The 21,904-nt window shown below is 71.6% G+C and carries 24 protein-coding genes; 10 read left to right on the forward strand and 14 right to left on the reverse strand.

From position 1 onward, the window contains the following. Positions 1–221 precede the first annotated feature (221 nt). Genes ABT078_RS32510 through ABT078_RS32520 form a run of 3 tightly spaced genes read left to right on the forward strand, consistent with a single transcriptional unit; the run spans position 222 to position 2,332 of the window. Positions 222–893, forward strand: coding sequence for an urease accessory protein UreF (locus tag ABT078_RS32510; RefSeq protein ID WP_351234184.1), 672 nt, complete (start codon positions 222–224; stop codon positions 891–893). Between the two features lie 18 nt (positions 894–911). Then, positions 912–1,595 (forward strand): urease accessory protein UreG, encoded by a 684-nt coding sequence (ureG, locus tag ABT078_RS32515; protein WP_351234133.1) that lies wholly within the window; start codon positions 912–914, stop codon positions 1,593–1,595. Next, positions 1,592–2,332: an urease accessory protein UreD gene (locus ABT078_RS32520; RefSeq protein ID WP_351234135.1), complete on the forward strand. Its 741-nt coding sequence runs from the start codon at positions 1,592–1,594 to the stop codon at positions 2,330–2,332. The genes ureG and ABT078_RS32520 overlap by 4 nt, the downstream gene beginning before the upstream one ends. Positions 2,333–2,353: 21 nt before the next feature. Here ABT078_RS32520 and ABT078_RS32525 read toward each other — a convergent pair whose 3' ends face one another. Continuing rightward, entirely contained in the window at positions 2,354–3,076 is a 723-nt protein-coding gene (locus tag ABT078_RS32525) for a lysophospholipid acyltransferase family protein (protein WP_351234137.1), read from the reverse strand. A 318-nt stretch (positions 3,077–3,394) separates the two neighbouring features. On the opposite strand from ABT078_RS32525, the gene ABT078_RS32530 reads away from it, so the two are divergent. Both ABT078_RS32530 and ABT078_RS32535 read left to right on the forward strand, forming a co-directional pair. Continuing rightward, positions 3,395–3,856 (forward strand): hypothetical protein, encoded by a 462-nt coding sequence (locus ABT078_RS32530; protein WP_351234139.1) that lies wholly within the window; start codon positions 3,395–3,397, stop codon positions 3,854–3,856. 373 nt (positions 3,857–4,229) lie between these two features. Next, on the forward strand, positions 4,230–4,733 hold the full coding sequence (locus tag ABT078_RS32535) for a metallophosphoesterase family protein (RefSeq protein ID WP_351234141.1): 504 nt from the start codon (positions 4,230–4,232) through the stop codon (positions 4,731–4,733). 354 nt (positions 4,734–5,087) lie between these two features. Here the strand turns inward: ABT078_RS32535 and ABT078_RS32540 are convergent, their stop codons facing one another. Continuing rightward, complete coding sequence (locus tag ABT078_RS32540; protein ID WP_351234143.1) at positions 5,088–5,345, reverse strand: hypothetical protein; 258 nt, start codon at positions 5,343–5,345, stop codon at positions 5,088–5,090. Between the two features lie 187 nt (positions 5,346–5,532). Here ABT078_RS32540 and ABT078_RS32545 point away from each other — a divergent pair, with 187 nt between their 5' ends. Further along, positions 5,533–6,762 (forward strand): D-alanyl-D-alanine carboxypeptidase family protein, encoded by a 1,230-nt coding sequence (locus ABT078_RS32545; RefSeq protein ID WP_351234146.1) that lies wholly within the window; start codon positions 5,533–5,535, stop codon positions 6,760–6,762. Between the two features lie 99 nt (positions 6,763–6,861). Here the strand turns inward: ABT078_RS32545 and ABT078_RS32550 are convergent, their stop codons facing one another. Continuing rightward, the gene (locus ABT078_RS32550; protein WP_351234148.1) at positions 6,862–7,002 is read right to left on the reverse strand and encodes a hypothetical protein; all 141 of its coding nucleotides are present in this window, start codon (positions 7,000–7,002) and stop codon (positions 6,862–6,864) included. Here ABT078_RS32550 and ABT078_RS32555 point away from each other — a divergent pair. After that, positions 7,001–7,177 carry a hypothetical protein gene (locus tag ABT078_RS32555; protein ID WP_351234150.1) on the forward strand — a complete coding sequence of 59 codons (177 nt, stop codon included), beginning with the start codon at positions 7,001–7,003 and terminating at the stop codon, positions 7,175–7,177. The genes ABT078_RS32550 and ABT078_RS32555 overlap by 2 nt on opposite strands. A 95-nt stretch (positions 7,178–7,272) precedes the next feature. On the opposite strand, the gene ABT078_RS32560 is transcribed toward ABT078_RS32555, so the two are convergent. The 6 genes from ABT078_RS32560 to ABT078_RS32585 form a co-directional block, all read right to left on the reverse strand. Further along, a complete protein-coding gene (locus tag ABT078_RS32560; protein ID WP_351234152.1) occupies positions 7,273–8,094 on the reverse strand; it encodes an alpha/beta fold hydrolase in 822 nt (273 codons plus the stop codon). A gap of 550 nt (positions 8,095–8,644) precedes the next feature. After that, positions 8,645–8,803 carry a hypothetical protein gene (locus tag ABT078_RS32565; protein ID WP_351234154.1) on the reverse strand — a complete coding sequence of 53 codons (159 nt, stop codon included), beginning with the start codon at positions 8,801–8,803 and terminating at the stop codon, positions 8,645–8,647. Between the two features lie 117 nt (positions 8,804–8,920). Next, positions 8,921–9,880 (reverse strand): cytochrome c oxidase assembly protein, encoded by a 960-nt coding sequence (locus tag ABT078_RS32570; RefSeq protein WP_351234156.1) that lies wholly within the window; start codon positions 9,878–9,880, stop codon positions 8,921–8,923. A 119-nt stretch (positions 9,881–9,999) separates the two neighbouring features. Beyond that, positions 10,000–11,025, reverse strand: a complete 1,026-nt coding sequence (locus ABT078_RS32575; protein WP_351234158.1) for a 6-phosphofructokinase — start codon at positions 11,023–11,025, stop codon at positions 10,000–10,002. Between the two features lie 168 nt (positions 11,026–11,193). Further along, positions 11,194–11,922: a type 1 glutamine amidotransferase gene (locus tag ABT078_RS32580; protein ID WP_351234160.1), complete on the reverse strand. Its 729-nt coding sequence runs from the start codon at positions 11,920–11,922 to the stop codon at positions 11,194–11,196. Positions 11,923–11,940: 18 nt separating this feature from the next. Then, on the reverse strand, positions 11,941–13,188 hold the full coding sequence (locus tag ABT078_RS32585; RefSeq protein WP_351234162.1) for a MurT ligase domain-containing protein: 1,248 nt from the start codon (positions 13,186–13,188) through the stop codon (positions 11,941–11,943). A 126-nt stretch (positions 13,189–13,314) separates the two neighbouring features. Here ABT078_RS32585 and def point away from each other — a divergent pair, with 126 nt between their 5' ends. Further along, positions 13,315–13,857 (forward strand): peptide deformylase, encoded by a 543-nt coding sequence (gene def / locus ABT078_RS32590; protein ID WP_351234165.1) that lies wholly within the window; start codon positions 13,315–13,317, stop codon positions 13,855–13,857. Between the two features lie 477 nt (positions 13,858–14,334). On the opposite strand, the gene ABT078_RS32595 is transcribed toward def, so the two are convergent. Beyond that, positions 14,335–14,991, reverse strand: a complete 657-nt coding sequence (locus ABT078_RS32595; RefSeq protein ID WP_351234167.1) for a TetR/AcrR family transcriptional regulator — start codon at positions 14,989–14,991, stop codon at positions 14,335–14,337. A gap of 172 nt (positions 14,992–15,163) precedes the next feature. On the opposite strand from ABT078_RS32595, the gene ABT078_RS32600 reads away from it, so the two are divergent. After that, on the forward strand, positions 15,164–16,393 hold the full coding sequence (locus ABT078_RS32600; protein ID WP_351234169.1) for an acyl-CoA dehydrogenase family protein: 1,230 nt from the start codon (positions 15,164–15,166) through the stop codon (positions 16,391–16,393). A 73-nt stretch (positions 16,394–16,466) separates the two neighbouring features. Here the strand turns inward: ABT078_RS32600 and ABT078_RS32605 are convergent, their stop codons facing one another. The 4 genes from ABT078_RS32605 to ABT078_RS32620 form a co-directional block, all read right to left on the reverse strand. Further along, complete coding sequence (locus ABT078_RS32605; protein ID WP_351234171.1) at positions 16,467–16,793, reverse strand: hypothetical protein; 327 nt, start codon at positions 16,791–16,793, stop codon at positions 16,467–16,469. 163 nt (positions 16,794–16,956) lie between these two features. Then, a complete protein-coding gene (locus tag ABT078_RS32610) occupies positions 16,957–17,442 on the reverse strand; it encodes a glutathione peroxidase (protein ID WP_351234174.1) in 486 nt (161 codons plus the stop codon). A 49-nt stretch (positions 17,443–17,491) separates the two neighbouring features. Then, positions 17,492–18,358 carry an acyl-CoA thioesterase gene (locus ABT078_RS32615; RefSeq protein ID WP_351234176.1) on the reverse strand — a complete coding sequence of 289 codons (867 nt, stop codon included), beginning with the start codon at positions 18,356–18,358 and terminating at the stop codon, positions 17,492–17,494. Between the two features lie 30 nt (positions 18,359–18,388). After that, a complete protein-coding gene (locus tag ABT078_RS32620) occupies positions 18,389–20,911 on the reverse strand; it encodes a DEAD/DEAH box helicase (RefSeq protein ID WP_502981416.1) in 2,523 nt (840 codons plus the stop codon). A 111-nt stretch (positions 20,912–21,022) separates the two neighbouring features. On the opposite strand from ABT078_RS32620, the gene ABT078_RS32625 reads away from it, so the two are divergent. Next, the gene (locus tag ABT078_RS32625; protein WP_351234180.1) at positions 21,023–21,814 is read left to right on the forward strand and encodes a metal-dependent hydrolase; all 792 of its coding nucleotides are present in this window, start codon (positions 21,023–21,025) and stop codon (positions 21,812–21,814) included. Positions 21,815–21,904: the final 90 nt, after the last annotated feature.

Genomic DNA, 21,904 nt, shown 5'->3' on the forward strand with positions numbered 1-21,904 from the left:
TGTCCACCGCGTCGCCGTCCTTCTCGGGGCCGGTGGGAGGCGTGCGGGGGTTCGGCCTGGCGCCGGGCGTTCCGGAGCCGACCGGTCGGCCCGGTGCCGCAAGGGTGTCGGGGGCGTCGGCCGATGGAGTCGGCGCAGTCCGTCCCGCGTCCGCGTCGACGCGGCGTGCCGAACCGGACCCGGCCGCCCGGCACGGGGCGCCCGGTGACGGCGGGCAGGGCGTGCGGGCGGCGCTGCTGGTGCTGGCCGACGGGAGGTTTCCCGCAGGGGGGCACGCCCATTCCGGTGGGGCCGAGGCGGCCGTGAAGGCGGGGCGGATCCGGGATGCCGGGGGGCTTGCCGGGTTCTGCCGAGGGCGGCTCCACACCGTGGGGACGACCGGCGCCGCGCTGGCCGCGGCGGCGGCGCTGGGGATGGATCCCGGCGAGCTGGACGCGGCCGCCGACGCCCGCACGCCCTCACCCGTGCTGCGGGCCACGTCCCGCAAGCTCGGGAGGCAGCTGCTGCGGGCCGCCCGGGCCGCCTGGCCGTCGGTCGACCTGGACGCGCTGGCAAGGGCGTTCCCCAAAGGCGCCCATCAGCCCGTCGTGCTCGGGATCGCCGCGCGCGCCGCGGGCCTCGGGCCCGAGGACGCCGCGCACTGTGTCGCGTACGAGACGGTCGGCGGGCCCGCCACCGCCGTGGTCCGGCTTCTCGGCCTGGACCCCTTCGAGGCCACCGCCGTCCTCGCCCGGCTCGCCCCCGACATGGACCGGGTCGCCCGGCGCGCCGCCGATGCGGCCCGGCGGGCCGCCGGGCTCGGCGTCGACGCCCTTCCCGCCGCGTCGGCGCCGCTGCTCGACATCACCGCCGAGCAGCACGCCGCCTGGCCCGTACGACTCTTCGCCTCGTAGCCCCCAAGGAGCCGCACCATGCACCTCGACCACCGCCATGACACCGGCATCGCCGCCAGCGCCGACGCCGCACGTCCCGACGGCACCCGCCGCGCCCTGCGGATCGGCCTCGGCGGACCCGTCGGGTCCGGGAAGACCGCGACCGTCGCCGCCCTGTGCCGTGCCCTGCGCGACCAGGTGTCGATCGCCGTCGTCACCAACGACATCTACACCCGCGAGGACGCCGAGTTCCTGCTCCGCAACGCCGTCCTGCCGCCCGAGCGCATCCAGGCCGTCGAGACCGGTGCCTGCCCGCACACCGCGATCCGCGACGACATCTCCGCCAACCTCGAAGCCGTCGAGGACCTGGAGGACTCGGTGGGGCCGCTCGATCTGATCCTCGTCGAGTCGGGCGGTGACAACCTCACCGCCACCTTCTCCAGGGGCCTCGTCGACGTGCAGATCTTCGTCATCGACGTGGCGGGCGGCGACGACATCCCCCGCAAGGGAGGCCCCGGGGTCACCACCGCCGACCTCCTGGTCGTCAACAAGACCGACCTCGCCCCGTACGTCGGCTCCGATCTGCAGCGCATGGCCCGCGACGCCAAGGAGCAGCGCGGCGAACTCCCCGTCGCCTTCACCTCCCTCACCGGCGAGGGCGGCGTCGGCCCCGTCGCCGACTGGGTACGCGCACAGCTCGCCGCCTGGGCCGCGGCCGCGTGAGCGTCCAGGCCACGGCCCGCGTCGTCGCCACGCGCGACGGCGGCCTGCCCGTGCTCGAGAGCGCCGGGCCCCTCGCGCTGCGCCGGACCAGGTCCGCCGGACCGTACACCCGCGTCACCGTCGTCGGCGCCATGAGCGCGCCCCTCGGCGGCGACCGGCTGGCCATCGAGGCGGACGTCCGCGACGGCGCCAGGCTCCACATCGACTCCGCTGCCGCAACGGTCGCCCTGCCCGGGTACATCCCGGATCCGGCCACGTACGACATCGCGCTGACCGTGGGGGAGGGCGCCGAGCTGCGCTGGCTGCCCGAACAGCTCATCAGCGCCCGCGGCAGCGACCTGCGCATGCGCACCCGCGTCGAACTCGCCGCGACCGCACGGCTGGTGCTGCGCGAGGAACAGATCCTGGGCCGGTACGGGGAGGACACCGGAAGCCTCACCACGCGCCTCACCGTCCACCGCGCCGGCCGGCCCCTGCTCGACCAGGAACTGGCGTACGGTCCCTGCGCACCGGGCGGCTGGGACGGCGCCGCCGTGCTCGCCGGACACCGCGCGGTGGGGCAACTCCTCGTCGTCGACCCGGAGTTCGAGGGGCAGCCCGTCGAGTCGCGGCAGCTCGGCGACACGGCCGTGCTCACACCGCTCGCCGGCCCCGCGGTGCTGATCACCGCGGTCGCCCCGGACGCGCTCGCCCTGCGCCGGCTGCTCGACCTCGACGCGGTCCTGGCCGTCGGCTGACCCGTCCCCCGCGGCCGGGCCTCAGCGGCGGCGCAGCCGCGGGAACTTCCTGGGCTGCGCCTGCGAAGCGGCCTGCGCCGCCTTCACCTTGGCCGCGTACTCGTCCACGTACTCCTGCCCGGACAGGGCGAGAATCTCGTAGATGATCTCGTCGGTCACCGCCCGCAGCACCGCCTTCTCGCCCTCCATCCCGGCGTAGCGCGAGAAGTCCAGCGGCTCGCCGAAGCGGATCGTCACCCTCTTGATCTTCGGGACCACCTGGCCCGGCGGCTGGATCTCGAACGTCCCGACCATCGCACACGGCACCACCGGCACCTGTGCCCTGATGGCCATCACCGCGACCCCGACCTTGCCCTTGTAGAGCCGCCCGTCGTGCGAGCGCGTGCCCTCGGGGTAGATCCCGAGCAGCTCACCCTTCCCGAGCACCCCGAGGCCTTCGCGGATGGCCGCCTGCCCGGCGTCCTTGCCCGAGCGGTCGACCGGGATCTGGCCCGCGCTGCGGAAGAAGGCCGCGGTCAGCCGGCCCTTGAGCCCCGGCCCGGTGAAGTATTCGGCCTTGGCGAGGAAGGTGATCCGGCGCTTGAGGATCGCCGGCATCAGGAAGTGGTCGGAGAACGACAGATGATTCCCCGCGACGATCGCCGCCCCGTCCGCCGGAATGTGCTCGAGCCCTTCGATCCGGGGCCGGAACAGCAGCCGCAGCAGCGGCCCCAGAACGACGTATTTGAGCACGTAGTAGAACACGGGAGCGCTCCCAACTCTGTCGGATCGGAACTGGTGCCACGCTCTGCGAGGTCAACGCGTGGATCGACACGGGCCGGCAGATCCGCAGGTGTGACCTATTTGATCAGAAGCGATCGGACTCATGCCGACTCCTTGCTGACTTTGACGACGACCCCTCAGGTTGCGGTTGAGCGATGCGCTGTCCCACTCGTACCGCAGTGATCGATCGTAGCCCGACCAGCTGGGAATCCCTCCGGCGAGGACAGGGGGACGCGGCCGCAGCACGGGCCTTCGCCGACGCTGCCCTGGGCATATGTTCCGCTATGTCACGATTGGCCCATGGCGATCCTCTCCGAATTCACCGGCACATGGGCGGGCACGAACGGGTTCCGGCTGATGCCTGCCGATCCGCTCGCCGGATTTCCCGCATCGGCGACCGTGACGGTCGCCGCCGGCGGTCACCTGACCACGGTCACGTACGCCTGGGAACACCCCGACGACGGGCCACAGGAAGGGCTGATCGTCATCGGGGCGGGTGGTGAGGACGACTCGCTCGTGGCGACCTGGGGCGACTCCTGGCACCAGAAGCCGGTGCCGATGTCGCTCTCGGGGCGGCGAGGGGCGGAAGGGGGGTTCGTGCTGGATGGCAGTTACGGCGAGGGCTGGGGCTGGCGCATCGTGTTCGAGGCGGGCTCCGGGAAGGAGCTTCGGATGCGGATGGACAATGTGCTGCCCGAGGAGTACGCGACGCGCGAGGTGTCCGTCTATCCCGTGATGATCATGGAGTTGGGGCGGGTCTGAGGGAAGGCCGACGGGACAGCCGGGGAGACGGGGGCGGACCCACCTGGCTCCTTCCGGGCCGGTGGCGTGGCTGCCGGTGCCGATGTGACCGTCCTCGCGGACTGCAGGGCGGACGGGATGCGGATGGCCACGGCGAACACCGCCCCTCGGCGGGCGCCTGACCCCGATGTACCCGGCGGCGGGTGCGGCCCGGGCAGGCTGACGGCCCGGGCGGGCTGACCGGGCGGATCGGACCGCTCGGCGGTCCGGTCACCGCCGAGGCCCACCGTGACGGCTCCAGGTGTCCGTCTTCATTCCGCACCTCGATACTTCATGGTGTCGAGCGTGGCCCTTGCCCCGCAGTGCCGCGGGCAGCGCGAGCAGGAGGTGGCGGATGAAGCTGTTGCTGATCTCCGACACCCATGTGCCCAAACGCGCCCGGGAGCTGCCGGGCCCGCTGCTCGAGGAGATCGACCGGGCCGATGCGGTGATCCACGCGGGCGACTGGGTGGACTCGGCGACCTTGGATCTGCTCACCGCGCGGGCCCGGCGCCTCATCGCCGTGTACGGCAACAACGACGGTCCGGAGCTGCGGTCGAGGCTGCCCGAAGTGGCGCGCGCGGAGCTCGGCGGGCTGCGCTTCGGGATCGTCCACGAAACGGGTGCCGCGCAGGGACGCGAGCGGCGGTGCGCCGAGCGCTTTCCCGACCTGGACGTGCTCGTGTTCGGGCACAGCCACATCCCGTGGGACACCACGGCCGCGGGCGGACTGCGGCTGCTCAACCCCGGCTCGCCGACCGACCGGCGGCGGCAGCCGTACTGCACGTACATGACGGCCGTGGCGGCGCAGGGCCGGCTCACCGACGTGCTTCTCCACCGGCTTCCGCCCCGCCGATAGCAGCCCGTCCTCGGCGAGCAGCCGGTCGTCGGCACGCCAGTGATCGGACCTGTCCACGCTCAAATGCCCAAACGCCTTGGACTTCTTTGGTATCTCGGCAGGGAATCTTGATCCCTCGCGGCTGGATTGGATCGGGACGGCGAGATCCGATGAATCCGCCACGTCATCTCTTCCCCATCCGAAGGGAGTTGCAGTGCTGCGCAGAGGATCCTTCCCCCGGCTGCCGGGCGCCGCGGCGGCCGCCCCGCTGCTGCTCGCGGGGCCCGTACCGGCCGCCCGCGCCTCGGGAGCCGAGACCGGACCGCCCATCACCGTCCCGGCGCTGGCCAACTGGACGCCTGTGGAGGGGAGTCACTACTCCTTCGCCAGGACCACCCGGCTCGTCGTCGCCCCGCGCGACACGGCCGCCCGCCGGGTCGCCACCACATTCGCCGGGGATCTCGCGCCGCCGGCCGTGGCACCGTACCCGTCGCGCACGGCAGCCCACGGGCCGGGGACATCGTTGTCGCCGTCGAACCCGCGCGGCAGGAGAGCCTCGGCGAGGAGGCCTACGAGCTCACCGCGGGCCGCACGCTCCGCATCACCGGTGCGACCGGGGCCGGCGCCGTCCACCGCTCGCAGGTACCGGCACAGGCGCAGGTGCAGGCGTGCGACGCAGCGCCGGCCGGATTGCGTACGACGCCGCCGTCGACTCCTGCACGCACGGTGTCCTGCCGCCGCGCGATCCCCCGCACCTCGGTGTAGGCCAGTCGGCTCACTCGGGCCCGCGCAGGGCGTCACCGGTTTCTACGGTGAATGAATGATGATCAGTTTTCTGCCCCGAACCGCGGTTTCGGGTGTGCTGGCCCTCGCCGCCGCAGCGCTGACCGTCCTGCCCGCACCGGCGGCAGCGGTCCCTCGGGAGGAGCCGCTGCCGCCGCGGCCGGTGTCCGCCGATGCGTCCCTGCTGCACCGTTCGGGCACCCATGTGCGGCCCGACGACGACGCCCCGGACCTGCCGAGCGAGGTGTCCGCCCTGTCCTGGCTGGTCGCCGACGCGCGTACGGGTGATGTCCTCGCCGCCCACAACGCACATCGCCGACTGCCGCCGGCCAGCACGCTGAAGACACTCTTCGCCCTCACCGCCCTGCCCCGGCTCTCCGGCAGACGCGTGCACACCGTCACCGACGAGGAGCTGACCGGGGTGGGGGAGGGGAGCAGCCTCGTGGGCCTCGCCGCCGGCCGTACGTACCGGCTGGCGGACCTGTGGCGGGGCGTCTTCCTGAGCTCCGGCAACGACGCCGTGCACGTACTGGCCGAGCTGAACGGCGGCTGGCGGACCACGGCCAGGCAGATGCAGGCCAAGGCCCGTGCCCTGGGCGCACTCGACACGCACGTCGTCTCCGCGGACGGCTACGACGAACCCGGCCAGGTCTCCTCCGCGTTCGACCTGGCCGTCTTCGGGCGGACCGGGCTCGCGAACCGGAAGTTCGCCCGGTACGCGGCGACCGTCGACGCGAGGTTTCCCGGCGGCACCTTCGACGACGGAACCCCCACCTGGACGTACGGCATCCGGAACACCAACCGCCTGCTGACCGGCGCCGACGGGGTGGGGCGGTACCCCGGCATCATCGGCGTGAAGAACGGCTACACCACCCACGCGGGCCACACCCTCATCGCCGCGGCCCGCCGGGACGGCCGTACCGTGCTCGTGACCGTGATGAACCCGCAGAGCGACGGCGGACGCGCGGTGTACGAAGAGGCCCGGTCCCTGCTCGACTGGGGCTTCGACGCCGCGGAACACGTCCGTCCGGTGGGCTCGCTGGGACCGCCCTCGGTCCCCGAGCCCGAGCAGGCCGGGCCGGGCCCCGTCGAGCAGACCACCGCCACGGCGCCCGAGGACTCCGACGACGGCACCGGCCACGACTGGCTCTGGGCCCAGATCGCCGCCGCGTACCTGGCCGCCGCCCTCGTCGTCCGGTGGCGGCACGGCCACTACGAGCCGGAGGCGCGGACGGTGAAAAAGGCGGAGGCCCGTGCCGGGCGGTGAGCCGGAGGCCCGTGCCGGGCGGTGAACGGTCCGCCGGTGCCGTCCACCCGGCCTGTCCGGTCGGCCGGTGCACGGCGGTGAGGACCTCCCCCGTTCGGCCTACAGCGGTTGCTCCGCCACGGTGGCGGAGGTGTCCTGGCAGAGCGCCCAGCGACGGTCGCGGGGCGTCGAGCAGGGCTGTTCCGCGCCGAACGCGTGCGGCCGCCCCTGCACACCGACACGAGACTTGGAGAGATCCATGCCCTACAACAAGGGACAGCGCGTGGAGTACCGGGACGAAGAGAACCGGATGCAGGAAGGCCAGATCCAGCGCGCCGAGGGCAGCGGGGACAAGGCGAAGTACGCCATCAAGAACGAGCAGACGCAGCGCGTGGACCAGGTGACCGAGCGCCAGATCCAGCGGCCGCTGCAGTAACGGCCCCGCAGAGGCGGCCGCCCTTGCACCGGATCACCGGTGCAAGGGCGGCCGTCGGCGTGGAACCGGTCCGCTCGCCGTCTCGACCGTCCTCCTCACCTGTCCTGCTCGCCCGACAGCACCGCGTGCAGCACCGCGGCGAACTCCTTGGGCTGCCCGAGGAAGCCGCCGTGATCGCCGGGGAACTCGACCGGCGGCGCACCGAGCAGCTCGGCGAGCGCCGTGGAGGTCCGGTAGGTGAGCAGGCCGCCCGAGGCGGCGCCGATGCCGACGACCACCCGGGCCGGGCCGGCCCGCAGCGCCGGGACGTCCGGGACGTAGAGCGCGGTGCCCCGCAGCTCATGGGCGAAGAAGCGGGCGCTGTCGGCGAGTTGCTGCTCCGAGGGCTCCCCGGGCGGCGGAGTGGGGGCACCCTCACCACCGATGTCGAAGCCCGCGTTGACCATGAACTTCATCCACGCGGCCCCCACGCCCTCGTGGTGGAAGGTCGCGATGATGTCGTCGGTCGCGGCGCGCTGCTCAGCGGCATCGGGGAGCAGCTCCAGCAGGGGAGGTTCGTGCGCGACGAGCGTGCGCACCCGGCCGGGATGCCGCGCGACCAGCGCGAGCCCGGTCACCGCGCCGCCGCTGCTGCCGAACACGTCGGCGGAATCGGCGCCGAGGGCGTCCAGGAGAGCGCCGAGGTCGTCCGCCCGCAGCTCCGGCGTGGAGTCCTGCTCCGGGTCGTCGAGGACGCTGCCCGAGATGCCCCGCGGGTCGTGGGTGACGACGGTGTACTCGCCCGCGAGCGCGTCGGCCAGCGGTGCGAAGTCCGCCGAGGCCATCGGCGCCCCCGTGACGAGCAGCAGCGGTCCAGTGCCGCGCACCTCGTAGTGCAGGCGTGCTCCGGGGACGTCGAGGGTGCGGGTGGTGGTCATGGCGGGTGGTTCCTTCCCTAGGGGCGTCAGCGGTCGCGGTGACGGAAAGGCAGACTCGGGCCGACCGGAAAACTCATCGTCCCGCCCCGCCCCGCCTCGGCCGGGCGCACCTCACCTCGGCCCGGCTCGCTCAGGCGGCCACCCAGGGCCTCGGTCGGGGGGGGCAGGCACGCCGCCGGTACCGCCGGGTGGAAGCCCGCCGGAGCGCCGATGACCCGGGGCGGCTATGGCCCGGGCGGGGACGATCGTCGGCCGGCCCTGATACATCGCGTACGAGGCCGTGACACCGATGCCGAGGACGCACGCCTCCGACGCCCCGACGCGGCCGAGCAGCACTCCGCTCAGCGCGTCGTCGGTGGCCTCCTTCGCCACCGACGCACCCGAGGGGCGGGGGACCCCGACCGGGAGCTGGGCCCCTCCGGGTCGGCGGCGGCCCCCAGCACGGCGTGGACGTCGCCGACCGCCGCGCCCTGGGTACCTGTGCCCGCCGAGCCGCATCTGGCGCCCCGCCATGCGGCTCCGCCACCCGCGGCGGAGCCGCACATGGGCACTACGTGGGTTTGGAAGCCACCATTCCGAGAGTCACGAGACCGAGCACGACCCAGCCGAACCACAGCCAGCCGTTGCTGCCCAGCGCGACCGTGTAGGCCGTCACGACCACCAGGGCGACGAGGGTGAGCACACCCATCGTCTTCGTGGAACCGGACATGCGCGTCCTCCTCCGGGCCTCTGTGCCGTGGCTGGAAGCCATGGCCATGGCCGTGCAGCCATGGTCACCCCTGAAGAGGCCCGCGCGCTACTGCCGCGCACCACTGGCGGGCGGTGCTCAGCGCCCGCGCGCCTGGAGAGAGGCCAGATACGCGTTGTACGCCTCCAGCTCCTTGTCCCCGTCCCGGTCCGCGGCCCGGTCCTGGCGGACGGCCTGACGCTGCTCGGAGCGGTACCACTGGAACACCAGCGCGATCAGCACCAGCACGGACGGGATCTCGCTGAACGCCCAGGCGATGCCGCCCGCCGCGTTCTGGTCCGCGAGCGCGGTGATCCCGAGCGACGCCGGCGGATCCGCGTACGCCTTCACCATCGGCTCGGACGCCATCATCAGCGCGATGCCGAAGAAGGCGTGGAACGGCATGCCCGCGAACAGCTCCAGCATCCGCATCACGTAGCCGGGACGGTGCGGCCCCGGGTCCACGCCCATGATCGGCCAGAAGAAGATCAGGCCGACCGCGAGGAAGTGCACCATCATCCCGATGTGCCCCACCTTCGACCCCATGAGGAAGTCGAACAGCGGGGTGAAGTAGAGCGCGTAGAGGCTCGCGATGAACATCGGGATCGTGAACGCCGGGTGCGTGACGATCTTCATGTAGCGGCTGTGCAGCAGGGCCAGCAGGAGCTCGCGCGGTCCCGTGCGGCCCCGCCCCGCGACCGGCAGCGCGCGCAGCGCCAGTGTCACCGGAGCGCCGAGCAGCAGGAGGATCGGCGAGAGCATGCTGATCACCATGTGCTGCACCATGTGCACGCTGAACATGACCATGCCGTAGTCGTTCAGCCCGGTGCACATCACCAGTGCGATGGTCAGCACCCCGACGGTGAAGAAGACGGTCCGCCCCACCGGCCATGCGTCGCCGCGTCGCCGCAGCCGGACGACACCCCAGGCGTACAGCCCGAGACCGACGAGGCAGCCGACCAGGAAGAAGGGGTCCGCGGAGAACTCCAGGCCCCGCCCCAGCGTGAACGGCGGCAGATCCATCGGCATACCGTGCTCGCCGTGCCCGCTGTGATCCATCTGTGTACTCCTGGAGCGTCCCGATTCGCGGTTGTTGTCCGCCGCACCAGAGTAGAACCGCCCCCGGCCGCTTCTGCGACCGGGGGCGGTTCCTCACACATGCAGCGTGTGCGACCGGTTCACAGCACGCACTCGGCCTCGGCGTACCGCTCGTCCGGGACCGTCTTCAGCGTCTCCACGGCCTGTGCCAGCGGCACCATCGTGATGTCCGTGCCGCGCAGCGCCGTCAGCATGCCGAACTCGCCGCGGTGCGCGGCCTCCACGGCGTGCCAGCCGAAGCGGGTGGCGAGGACACGGTCGTACGCGGTCGGCGTACCGCCGCGCTGCACATGCCCGAGGATCACCGGCCGGGCCTCCTTGCCGAGCCGATGCTCCAGCTCGACGGAGAGCTGCCGGGCGACGCCGGCGAAACGCTCGTGGCCGTAGATGTCCTTGCCGCCCTCGTCGAAGTCCATGGAGCCCTCGCGCGGCTTGGCGCCCTCGGCGACGACGACGATCGCGAAGCGCTTGCCCGCCTCGAAGCGCGCGCCGACCCGCTTGGTCAGCTCGTCGATGTCGAAGGGACGCTCCGGGACGACGATGGCGTGCGCGCCGGCCGCCATACCCGAGTGCAGGGCGATCCAGCCGGTGTGCCGGCCCATGACCTCGACGATCAGGACGCGCTGGTGCGACTCGGCGGTGGTCTTCAGCCGGTCGAGCGCCTCCGTCGCGACGCCGACGGCGGTGTCGAAGCCGAACGTCACATCGGTCGACGCGATGTCGTTGTCGATGGTCTTCGGCACGCCGACGATCGGCAGACCTGCCTCGGAGAGCAGATTGGCGGCCTTCAGCGTGCCCTCGCCGCCGATCGGGATGATCGCGTCGAGCCCCAGCTCGGCGACGTGGCCCTTGGCCCGCTCGACACCGTCGACGAGATGCGCGGGCTGCACCCGGGACGAGCCGAGGATCGTGCCGCCACGGGCGAGGATGCCGGCCACCGCGTCCAGGTCGAGCTTGCGGTAGTCGGCCTCCAGCAGACCCTTCCACCCGTCGTGGAAGCCGATGACCTCATCTCCGTGGTCGACGACGGCGCGGTGCACGACGGAACGGATGACTGCGTTCAGACCGGGGCAGTCACCGCCGGAGGTGAGGACACCAATGCGCATTAGCCCGAATACCTTTGCAACGTGGGCCGACTCCCGGACCACGTTGTCCGGTTGGATCCCCGCCACCCTACCGGCGCGGGGCGGCGAGGACCGAACCGGACGTCCGTACCGTGGACACTGTGGATTCGTACGAAGGCGAAATCCGTGCGACCGCCTGTACGGGGGCCGTCAGACGGGCTGGGTCGCGGCGGCGATGCGCTCGCCCCGCAGCGCCTCGTACCACCGGTCGTCGGTCGGCGGCAGCGCGTTCACGTCGAGGGCCAGCTTGAGCAACAGGTCCGCGATCTGCGGGTTGCGGGCCATCACCGGGCCGTGCATGTATGTGCCGAAGACGGTGTCGTTGTACGCGCCCTCGGTGCCGTCGCCGGTGCCGTTGCCGTTGCCGAGCACCGTGCGGGCGAACGGGCGCGCCGACGGGCCGAGGTGGGTGATGCCCTGGTGGTTCTCGAAGCCCGTCAGCTGGGGCAGGCCCAGCCGGGGGTCGATGTCGGCCAGGACGTCGCCGACGCAGCGCTCGCCCTCGCCCCGGGTGGAGACCACGTCGAGCAGGCCGAGGCCCGTCTCGCGCTCCCCCAGGTCGTTGATGAACTCGTGGCCGAGGATCTGGTATCCGGCGCACACCGAGAAGATGATCGCGCCGTTGGACGCGGCCCGTGACAGGCCGCCGTCGCGCCGCAGGCGCTCGGCCGCGAGCCGCTGCGGACGGTCCTCGCCGCCGCCGATGAGATAGATGTCTCCGGAGGTCGGCACCGGCTGGTCGCTGCGCACATCGACCCGCGTGACGCCGAGTCCGCGCTGGCGCGCCCGGCGCTCCACGACCAGGGCGTTGCCCTGGTCCCCGTACGTGCTGAGCAGGTCCGGGTAGACCCAGACAAGCCGCAGGCTGCCGTTACTCATGCTCTCGTCTCCTCGGGGTCAGTTGCCGACGCGGCGGCGGACGTCCTGGAACGCCGTGTAGTTGGCGATGAGCTCGATCCGTCCGGGCGGGGCGAGCTGTACGGCCTCGTCGACGGTGTCGCAGACCCGGAATTCCAGGCCCGCGACCTCGAGACGTACGGCCAGGTCCAGCCGGCGGTCGCCGATCACGAAGATCGGGTGGCCGGCGAGCCGGGTGTAGTCGACGTCCCAGAGCCAGGAGGTGTCGGTGCCGTCGGCGCCGCGCGCGTTGACGGAGAGGATCACCGGGGTCGGGGGCGGGTCGATCAGCGAGAACGTCTCGAGCCAGCCGGCCGGGTTCTTCGCGAGCAGCAGGCGTACGTCGCGGCCGAGGAAGGACACCACGTCGTACCGTCCGGCGACGGCCTGCACCTGGTACATGCGCTCCAGGGCGACCTGCGGCGGGACACCGAAGACCGCGGCGACCGCGGCGGAGGTCGCGGCGTTCGCCTTGTTGGCGCGGCCCGGCAGCTGGAGATGGATCGGCCAGGCCGAGCCGTGCGGGTCGAGCACGTGGTCGCCGCTCAGCGCCCAGCTGACGGCGGGGCGGCGGAAGCCGCACTGGCCGCAGAACCAGTCGTCGCCGGGGCGCTGCATGACACCGCCGCAGGAGGGGCAGGACCAGGCGTCGTCCTTCCACTCCTGCCCGGCGGCGACCCAGACCACATTCGCGGAGGAGGACGCGGCCCAGACGACCAGCGGGTCGTCGGCGTTGGCGATGACCACGGCCTTCGTACCGGACAGGCCCTCGCGCCACTTCTCGGCGAGCATGCGGGTCTCGGCCGCGCGGTCCAGCTGGTCGCGGGAGAGGTTGAGCAGGGCGATGGCCTTGGGGGTGGTGTCGCGGGCGACGCCGGCCAGGTACTTCTCGTCCACCTCGATCACGCCGTACCGGGCGTCGGAGCCGCCGGCGAGGGCGGACGTGATGCCCGCCGGCATGTTCGCGCCCAGCGCGTTGGAGACGACCGGGCCGCTGGCGCGCAGGGCCTCGGCGATCAGCCGCGTGGTGGTGGTCTTGCCGTTCGTCGCCGACACCAGAATGACGTCGAGATGCTGCGCCAGACGGCTCAGCAGATCCGGGTCGAGTCTGAGCGCCACCCGGCCGCCGATCACCGATCCGCTGCCGCGTCCCGCGGCGCGCGACACCGCCGCTGCGGCCTTGCCTGCCGTCACGGCCAGCTTGGCCCGCGGCGACAATGGCTCTGCATTGCCAGGGTGTCCTGCCATCGTCCTTGATCCTCCTTGCGTCGGTCGGGGCCCAGCCTATCGAGATCCGGCCGACGGCCCGAACCGCGGCTCCCGGACGAAACCTGGAGGTCATCGCGGCGGCGGGCGGAACGTACCCTTACCGCCATGCGAAACCGTCCGATCCCCGGCAGTTCCGGACTCGTACGAGCCATGAGGCTGTTCGGAGATCCGGTGCTGCACGCCCCCTGCGAGCCCGTCACGGACTTCGGTCCGTCCCTCGCGAAGCTCGTCGAGGACATGTTCGCGACCATGTACGCGGCGAACGGCGTCGGCCTCGCGGCCAACCAGATCGGCGTCCCGCTGCGGGTCTTCGTCTACGACTGTCCCGACGACGAGGACGTCCGCCACCTCGGGCACGTGGTCAACCCACGGCTCGTCGTGACCGACGGGGTCACGGTGCGCGGCCCGGAGGGCTGCCTCTCGCTGCCGGGCGTCGAGGCGGGTACGCCACGCTTCGACCAGGCGGTCGTCGAGGGCGTGACGATGGACGGCGAGCCGGTGCGGGTGGACGGGACGGGGTTCTTCGCACGGTGCCTGCAGCACGAGTGCGACCACCTCGAGGGCGGGGTCTACCTGGACCACGTCACCGGCCGGCGCCGCGCCCGCGCGCTCCGCGCCATCCGACGCGCGCCGTGGTCCCGCCCGTAGGGCCGTTTCCCCCACCCCACCCTGCCCTCGCCCGAACCGGGGCGGGCCCGGGGCCCTGTGTCGGGGGCTCCGCCCGTGCCTGGCTCGGGGCTTCGTCCCAGAGGCCGTTGCCGGGGCGCGGCCCCGACCCCGATGCGGGGCTCCGTCCGGGCCCCGGGGAGTGCCCGGTACTGTCCGGTCGGCCCGGCTGTCCGTCCTCGATCGGCGGGCGGGCCTGATCGGTCTCGCCGGTAGGGGTGTGCGGGTCCCTGGTGACCGTCGTCATTCACCGGACGGACCTGATTGGTCTTCTGCTTCGCCTGGGGTGTCCCCCGACGGGCTCCTTCTCAGCCCCGTCCACCGCGCCCGCCAAGGCGTAGGCGCCGCGCTCCGGGGCGGAGCCCCGGAGTCCCGTCCTTCCGGTCCCTCCGGCGTTTCGGATGAAGGCCCCCCGCGCCCGCCAGGGCTCAGGGGAGAGGTGCGGGGCGGGGCCCCGGCTCAGAACCCCGGACTGCCCTCGCGGTCCGCGGAGAGGGCCAGGCCGCCCCAGAGCAGATCGGTGAGGCTCTTCACCAACTGCTCGCGGGAGCAAGGGCGTTCGCCCAGCCACCAGTCGCCCGCTGCGTGCATCATGCCGACGATCCCGTGACCCCACACCCGCGCCAGCTCGCGCCCCGCGGGCCCGAGGTCGACGCGGTCCTCGATGACCTTGGCGAGCTCCTCGCCGAGGCGGCGCAGCAGGGGTGCCGAGTGCCGGCCGACGTCGAAGCCCTGCTCGGACTGCTCCGACTGCTGGGAGTCCTCGGCCGGGTGCATGAGGAAGCGGTACACCTGCGGCCGGGCCTCGATCGCCGCCAGGTAGGTGTCGAGGGTGTTCTCGACCCGCTCGCGCCGGTCGGCAGGCGCGTCCACCGCCGCGCGCAGCGCGTCCAGGAGGGCGTCGGTGTGGCGCTTGGCGAGGGCCCGGTACAGTCCGCCCTTGTCGCCGAAGTGCCGGTAGAGGATCGGCTTGGTGATCCCCGCCTCCGCCGCGATCGCGTTCATGGAGGCCTGGGGCCCGTCGCGGAGCACCACCCGGTCCGCGGCTTCGAGCAGTTCCCGCCGCCGCTGGTCCGCCGACCGCTGCTGCTCGGTCTGGTGAGTCGTGGTCTCCATAGCGTCTCCCCGCCCGTCGTTGTCCTGCGGCCTGCGCAACGTAACACTCCGCAGGGACGGAGCGCCGACCCGACCGGTGCAGGTTGACAGCATCTACTTGCCGGTAACAGACTGCTGTTACCGCAAGTAACATGCGGGTGGATGCGTCACGTTGTGCACATCAGGAGGGGACATGACCGAGTTCACGCTCGATCTCAACGACGACCAGAAGCAGGTCCGCGACTGGCTGCACGGCTTCGCGAAGGACGTGATCCGCCCGGCCGCCGCCGAGTGGGACGAGCGTGAGGAAACCCCCTGGCCGGTCATCCAGGAAGCCGCCAAGGTCGGAATCTACTCCCTCGACTTCTACGCCCAGCAGTTCTTCGACCCCACCGGCCTCGGCATCCCGATGGCCATGGAGGAGCTCTTCTGGGGGGACGCCGGCATCGCCCTGTCCATCGTCGGCACCGGACTCGCCGCCGTCGGTGTCCTCGCCAACGGCACCGAGGAGCAGATCGGCACCTGGATCCCGCAGATGTACGGCGACGTCGACGACGTCAAGGTCGCCGCCTTCTGCTCCTCCGAGCCCGACGCCGGCTCCGACGTCGGCTCGATGCGGACCCGCGCCGTCTACGACGAGGCCAAGGACGAGTGGGTCCTCAACGGCACGAAGACATGGGCGACGAACGGCGGCATCGCCAACGTCCATGTCGTCGTCGCCGTCGTCGACCCGGAGCTGGGCACCAAGGGCCACGCCTCCTTCATCGTTCCCCCCGGTACCCCCGGTCTCTCCCAGGGGCAGAAGTTCAAGAAGCACGGCATCCGGGCATCCCACACCGCCGAGGTCGTCCTCGAGGACGCCCGCGTCCCCGGCTCCTGCCTCCTCGGCGGCAAGGACAAGCTCGACGAGCGCCTCGCCCGCGCCCGAGAGCACGCACAGGCCGGCGGTGGCGAGCGCGTGAAGAACGCCGCCATGGCCACCTTCGAGGCCTCCCGCCCGGCCGTGGGCGCGATGGCGGTCGGCACGGCCCGTGCCGCGTACGACTACGCGCTCGAATACGCCAAGGAGCGCGAGCAGTTCGGTCGCCCGATCATCGACAACCAGGGCGTCGCCTTCCAGCTCGCCGACATGCGCACGCAGATCGACGCGGCCAGGCTGCTGGTCTGGCGGGCCTCGTGGATGGCGGTGACCGGCAAGCCGTTCACCTCGGCCGAGGGCTCGATGTCCAAGCTCTTCGCCAGCGAGGTCGCCAAGAAGGTCACTGCCCAGGCGGTCCAGATCCTCGGTGGCAACGGCTTCACCCGCGAGTACCCGGTGGAGCGCATGCACCGCGACGCCGCGATCTACACGATCTTCGAGGGGACGAGCGAGATCCAGCGTCTCGTGATCGCCCGCACGCTGTCGGGCATGCCGATCCGCTGAATCGTCACGTTCGGAAGTCGCTGACCTCTGGTCGGTCGTCCGCGGTGATCTCGGGCGGCCGATCCGCGGGTCCTCAGGGCCCTTGCGTGGCGTGAGGGTGGTGTGCGGTGGTGTTGTCGGCCATGCGGTCGAGCCATTCCGTCAGCAGGCCGCGCTCGGTGGGCGTGAGGTCGGTGGTGAGGCTGTCGAGGAGGGCCTCGCGCAACGCGACGGCCCGGCTCGTGACGCCGGCCGGTGTGGCGGGCTCGGCGGCGCCGTCGGTCGTGATCGTGCGCAGCACCTGTTCGCGGGCGACGGCCGACAGGCCGGGGTCCCGTTCGGAGGGCGGGGTGGCGATCAGTGAGAGCACCACGCCGGCACCGTTCGCGTGCATGAGCCGGGTCGCCCGGTCCACGCTCATGCGCAGGCGCCCGGCGGCCGCCACCCGGCCGATACGCCGGCGGAGGTGGCTGCGGGCCTCCCGGGCCGCCGGGGAGCCTCCTCGACGGCCGACCGGCAGGCTGCTGACACCGGGTGTGCGAGAGGCGGCGTACGCAAACCGTACGCCGCCCCGTCCACCGTCGTCAGGCGCCCAGCATGGCCTCGATGGCGCCCACGACCTCCGGCGCCTCCGGCTCCGTGCGCGGACGGAACCGGGTGACCTCGCCCTGCGGCGAGATGAGGAACTTCTCGAAGTTCCACTGGACGTCGCCGGCCTCGCCCTCCGCGTCCGTGACCTTCGTCAGCTCGGCATAGAGCGCGTGCCGGTCCGCGCCGTTCACATCCGTCTTCTCCAGCAGCGGGAACGAGACACCGTACGTCGTCGAGCAGAACGTCCGGATCTCCTCGGCGCTGCCGGGCTCCTGCCCGGCGAACTGGTTGCACGGCACGCCGAGCACGGTGAATCCGCGGTCCCCGTACTGCTTCTGCAGCCGTTCGAGACCGGCGTACTGCGGGGTCAGGCCGCACTTGGACGCCACATTGACCAGCAGGACGGTCTTGTCCGCGTAGTCGGCGAGAGACGTGGGCTCGCCGGTCAGGGTGCGCAGCGGGATGTCGCGCAGAGTCATCAGCTTCTCCTCGGTGACGGTCCTTCGCCGCTCACTCTCGCACGCTCCGCTACACGGGCCGGAACAGCCCCTCCTGCACGACCGACACCAGCAGCCGCCCCTCACGGTCGTAGATCCGCCCGCGCGCCAGCCCTCGGCCGCCCGTGGCGATGGGCGACTCCTGGTCGTACAGGAACCACTCGTCGGCGCGGAACGGCCGGTGGAACCACATCGCGTGGTCCAGCGAGGCCATGTCGAAGCCGCGCGGCCCCCACAGCGGCTCGACCGGGATACGGACCGCGTCGAGCAGGGTCATGTCGGAGGCGTACGTCAGTGCGCACGTGTGCACGAGCGGGTCGTCGCCGAGCGGGCCGACCGCGCGCATCCACACCGCGCTGCGCGGGTCGGCCTCCTTGACGTCCTCCTTGATCCAGCGCAACCGGTCGACGTAGCGGATGTCGAACGGCTGGCGCCGGGCCATCCGCTCCAGCGCCTCCGGCAGCACGCCCAGGTGCCCGCGGATCTCGTCGGTGACGCTCGGCAACGTCTCCGGAGCCGGGAAGTCGAGGCGAGGCGGCAGCTGGTGCTCGAAGCCGCCCTCCTCGGGCTGGTGGAAGGAGGCCGTCAGATTGAAGATCGTGCGGCCCTGCTGCACCGCGGTGACCCGGCGGGTGGTGAACGACCGGCCGTCCCTGACCCGCTCCACCTGGTAGACGATCGGCACACCCGGTATGCCGGGCCGCAGGAAGTACGCGTGCAGGGAGTGGACCGGCCGGGCGCCGTCCGTCGTCCTGCCCGCCGCCACCAGGGCCTGCCCGGCGACCTGACCGCCGAAGACACGCTGCAGGGACTCGTTGGGGCTGAGCCCCCGGAAGATGTTGACCTCGATCTGATCCAGGTCGAGCAGGTCGACGAGCCGCTCGGCGGGATTGGTCATTCGGTGTTCTCCAGTCTCACGGAAGGGCCCTCAGAGCTGGCCCACGGAGGTGACGCGGACCACGGCCCGCCCTTCCTCGTCGGAGGCCGCCAGATCGACCTCGGCGCTGACGCCCCAGTCATGATCGCCATTGGGATCGGCGAAGGTCTGCCGCACCCGCCACAGGCCGTGCTCGGGGTCCTCCTCGATGGACAGCAGCTTCGGCCCGCGCGCGTCCGGCCCGGTGCCGAGGTCGTCGTACTCGTCCCAGTACGCGTCCATCGCCTCGCCCCACGCCTCCTCGCCCCAGCCGGACTCGCCGTCCAGCTCGCCCAGCGCGGCGACCTGGTCGAGCGCGGCCAGCTCCACGCGGCGGAACATCGCGTTGCGCACGAGCACGCGGAAGGCGCGGGCGTTCGCCGTGACCGGCTTGACCTGGTCGGCCTTCTCCTGGGCCTCCTCCGCGGTCTCCACCTCGGGGTTCGCCAGCTGCTCCCACTCGTCCAGCAGGCTGGAGTCGACCTGGCGGACCATCTCGCCGAGCCAGGCGATCAGGTCCTGAAGGTCCTCGGTCTTCAGATCGTCCGGGATGGTGTGGTCGAGCGCCTTGTACGCGCTCGCGAGGTAGCGCAGCACGATGCCCTCGGTACGGGCCAGCTCGTAGAAGGACGTGAACTCGGTGAAGGACAGCGCCCGTTCGTACATGTCACGGATGACGGACTTCGGCGAGACCGGATGGTCGCCGACCCACGGGTGCGACTTCCGGTAGAGGTTGTACGCGTGCCACAGAAGCTCTTCCAGCGGCTTCGGGTACGAGATGTCCTGCAGCCGCTCCATCCGCTCCTCGTACTCGACCCCGTCCGCCTTCATCGCGCCGACCGCCTCGCCGCGTGCCTTGTTCTGCTGGGCGGCGAGGATCTGGCGCGGGTCGTCGAGTGTCGACTCGACGACCGAGACCATGTCGAGGGCGTACGACGGCGACTCGGGGTCGAGCAGGTCGAAGGCCGCGAGCGCGAAGGTGGACAGTGCCTGGTTCAGCGCGAAGTCCTGCTGGAAGTCGACGGTGAGCCGGACGATACGGCCCTGGGCGTCGGGGGTTTCGAGGCGTTCCACGATGCCGCCGTCGAGAAGCGAGCGATAGATCGCGATCGCCCGGCGGATGTGCCTGAGCTGCTGCTTGCGCGGCTCGTGGTTGTCCTCGAGCAGCTTGCGCATGGCGTCGAAGGCGTTGCCCGGGCGGGCGATCACCGACAGCAGCATGGCGTGGGTGACCTTGAACCGGGAGGTCAGCGGCTCGGGATCGGAGGCGATGAGCTTCTCGAAGGAGTTCTGGGACCACGCGACGAAGCCCTCGGGAGCCTTCTTGCGGACCACCTTCCGCTTCTTCTTCGGGTCGTCGCCCGCCTTGGCGAGCGCCTTCTCGTTCTCGACGACGTGCTCGGGCGCCTGCGCGACGACGAATCCGGCGGTGTCGAAGCCCGCCCGCCCGGCGCGGCCCGCGATCTGGTGGAACTCGCGGGAGCGGAGCGTGCGGACACGGCTGCCGTCGTACTTGGTGAGTGCGGTGAACAGCACTGTTCGGATGGGGACGTTGACGCCGACGCCGAGCGTGTCCGTACCGCAGATGACCTTCAGCAGACCTGCCTGGGCGAGCTTCTCGACGAGGCGTCGGTACTTGGGCAGCATGCCGGCGTGGTGGACGCCGATGCCGTGGCGCACGTAGCGGGAGAGATTGCGCCCGAACTTCGTGGTGAAGCGGAAGTTGCCGATCAGCTCGGCGATCTGGTCCTTCTCCTCGCGCGTGCACATGTTGATGCTCATCAGCGACTGCGCCCGCTCGACCGCCTGGGCCTGCGTGAAGTGCACGATGTAGACCGGCGCCTGCTTGGTCTCCAGCAGCTCGGTCAGCGTCTCGGTGATCGGTGTCGCCACGTACTCGTAGGAGAGCGGGACCGGGCGGGTCGCGGAGCGCACGACGGCGGTGTCGCGGCCGGTGCGGCGGGTCAGGTCCTTCTCGAACATCGAGACGTCGCCGAGCGTCGCCGACATCAGCACGAACTGTGCCTGGGGGAGCTCGAGGAGGGGGATCTGCCACGCCCAGCCGCGGTCCGGCTCCGCGTAGAAGTGGAACTCGTCCATCACGACCTGGCCGATGTCGGCGTTCCTGCCGTCGCGCAGCGCGATGGACGCCAGGACCTCGGCGGTGCAGCAGATGACGGGCGCGTCGGCGTTCACGGAGGCGTCGCCGGTCAGCATGCCGACGTTCTCGGTGCCGAAGAGCTTGCAGAGGTCGAAGAACTTCTCCGACACCAGGGCCTTGATCGGCGCCGTGTAGAAGGTGACCTCGTCCCGGGCCAGCGCCGCGAAATGCGCACCTGCCGCGACCAGGCTCTTTCCCGAACCGGTGGGGGTGGAAAGGATCACGTTCGCCCCGGAGACCACCTCGATCAGCGCCTCCTCCTGGGCCGGGTAGAGCGTGATGCCCCGGTCCTCGGCCCATGACGAAAAGGCTTCGAAGAGGGCATCGGGGTCGGCATCCGGCGGCAGCTGATCGATAAGGGTCACGCCCCCCATCTTGCCTGGCTTCGGCCCGGATGAGGGAACCGGCCACCGAGAGGAAGATCGCTACCGATAACCTGTCCCGTCAACTGAGCACAACCACACGACAAATGGGGCGGGAACAGCATGATGGGACCGGCGCACTCCCTGTCCGGGGCCGCAGCCTGGCTGGGGGTGGGGGCCGCGGCGGCCGCGGCGGGCCATCCGATGCCGTGGCCCGTACTCGTCGTCGGCGCACTGATCTGCGCGGGCGCGGCACTCGCGCCCGACCTCGACCACAAGGCGGCGACGATCTCCCGGGCCTTCGGGCCCATCTCGCGAGGCGTGTGCGAGGTGGTCGACAAACTGTCGTACGCGGTCTACAAGGCGACGAAGAAGCAGGGCGACCCCCGCAGGACCGGCGGCCACCGCACGCTCACGCACACCTGGCTGTGGGCGGTGCTGATCGGCGCCGGCACGTCGGCGCTGGCCGTGACCGGGGGACGCTGGGCGGTCCTCGCGATCCTGTTCATTCACCTCGTCCTCGCGGTCGAGGGCCTGCTGTGGCGTGCCGCGCGGGTCTCCAGCGACGTGCTGGTCTGGCTGCTCGGTGCGACCAGCGCGTGGATCCTGGCAGGCGTCCTGGACAAACCGGGCAGTGGCGCGGACTGGCTCTTCACCGGCCCCGGCCAGGAGTACCTCTGGCTCGGCCTCCCCATCGTGCTGGGCGCCCTCGTCCACGACATCGGCGACGCACTCACGGTCTCCGGCTGCCCGATCCTCTGGCCCATACCTGTCGGCAGCAAGCGCTGGTACCCGTTGGGCCCGCCGAAGGGCATGCGCTTCCGGGCGGGCAGCTGGGTGGAGCTGAAGGTCCTGATGCCGGTCTTCATGCTGCTGGGCGGCGTGGGCGGCGCAGCGGCGCTGAACGTGATCTAGTGCTGCTCCGCGGAAGTTCGTGGAGGGTGTTGATCAGGCTGCCTTGAGCGGGGTGCCCTCGTAGGTCCAGCGGTAGGGCTTGGCCGTCTC

This window comes from Streptomyces sp. NPDC002133 (assembly GCF_040296405.1).
Lineage (GTDB): Bacteria > Actinomycetota > Actinomycetes > Streptomycetales > Streptomycetaceae > Streptomyces.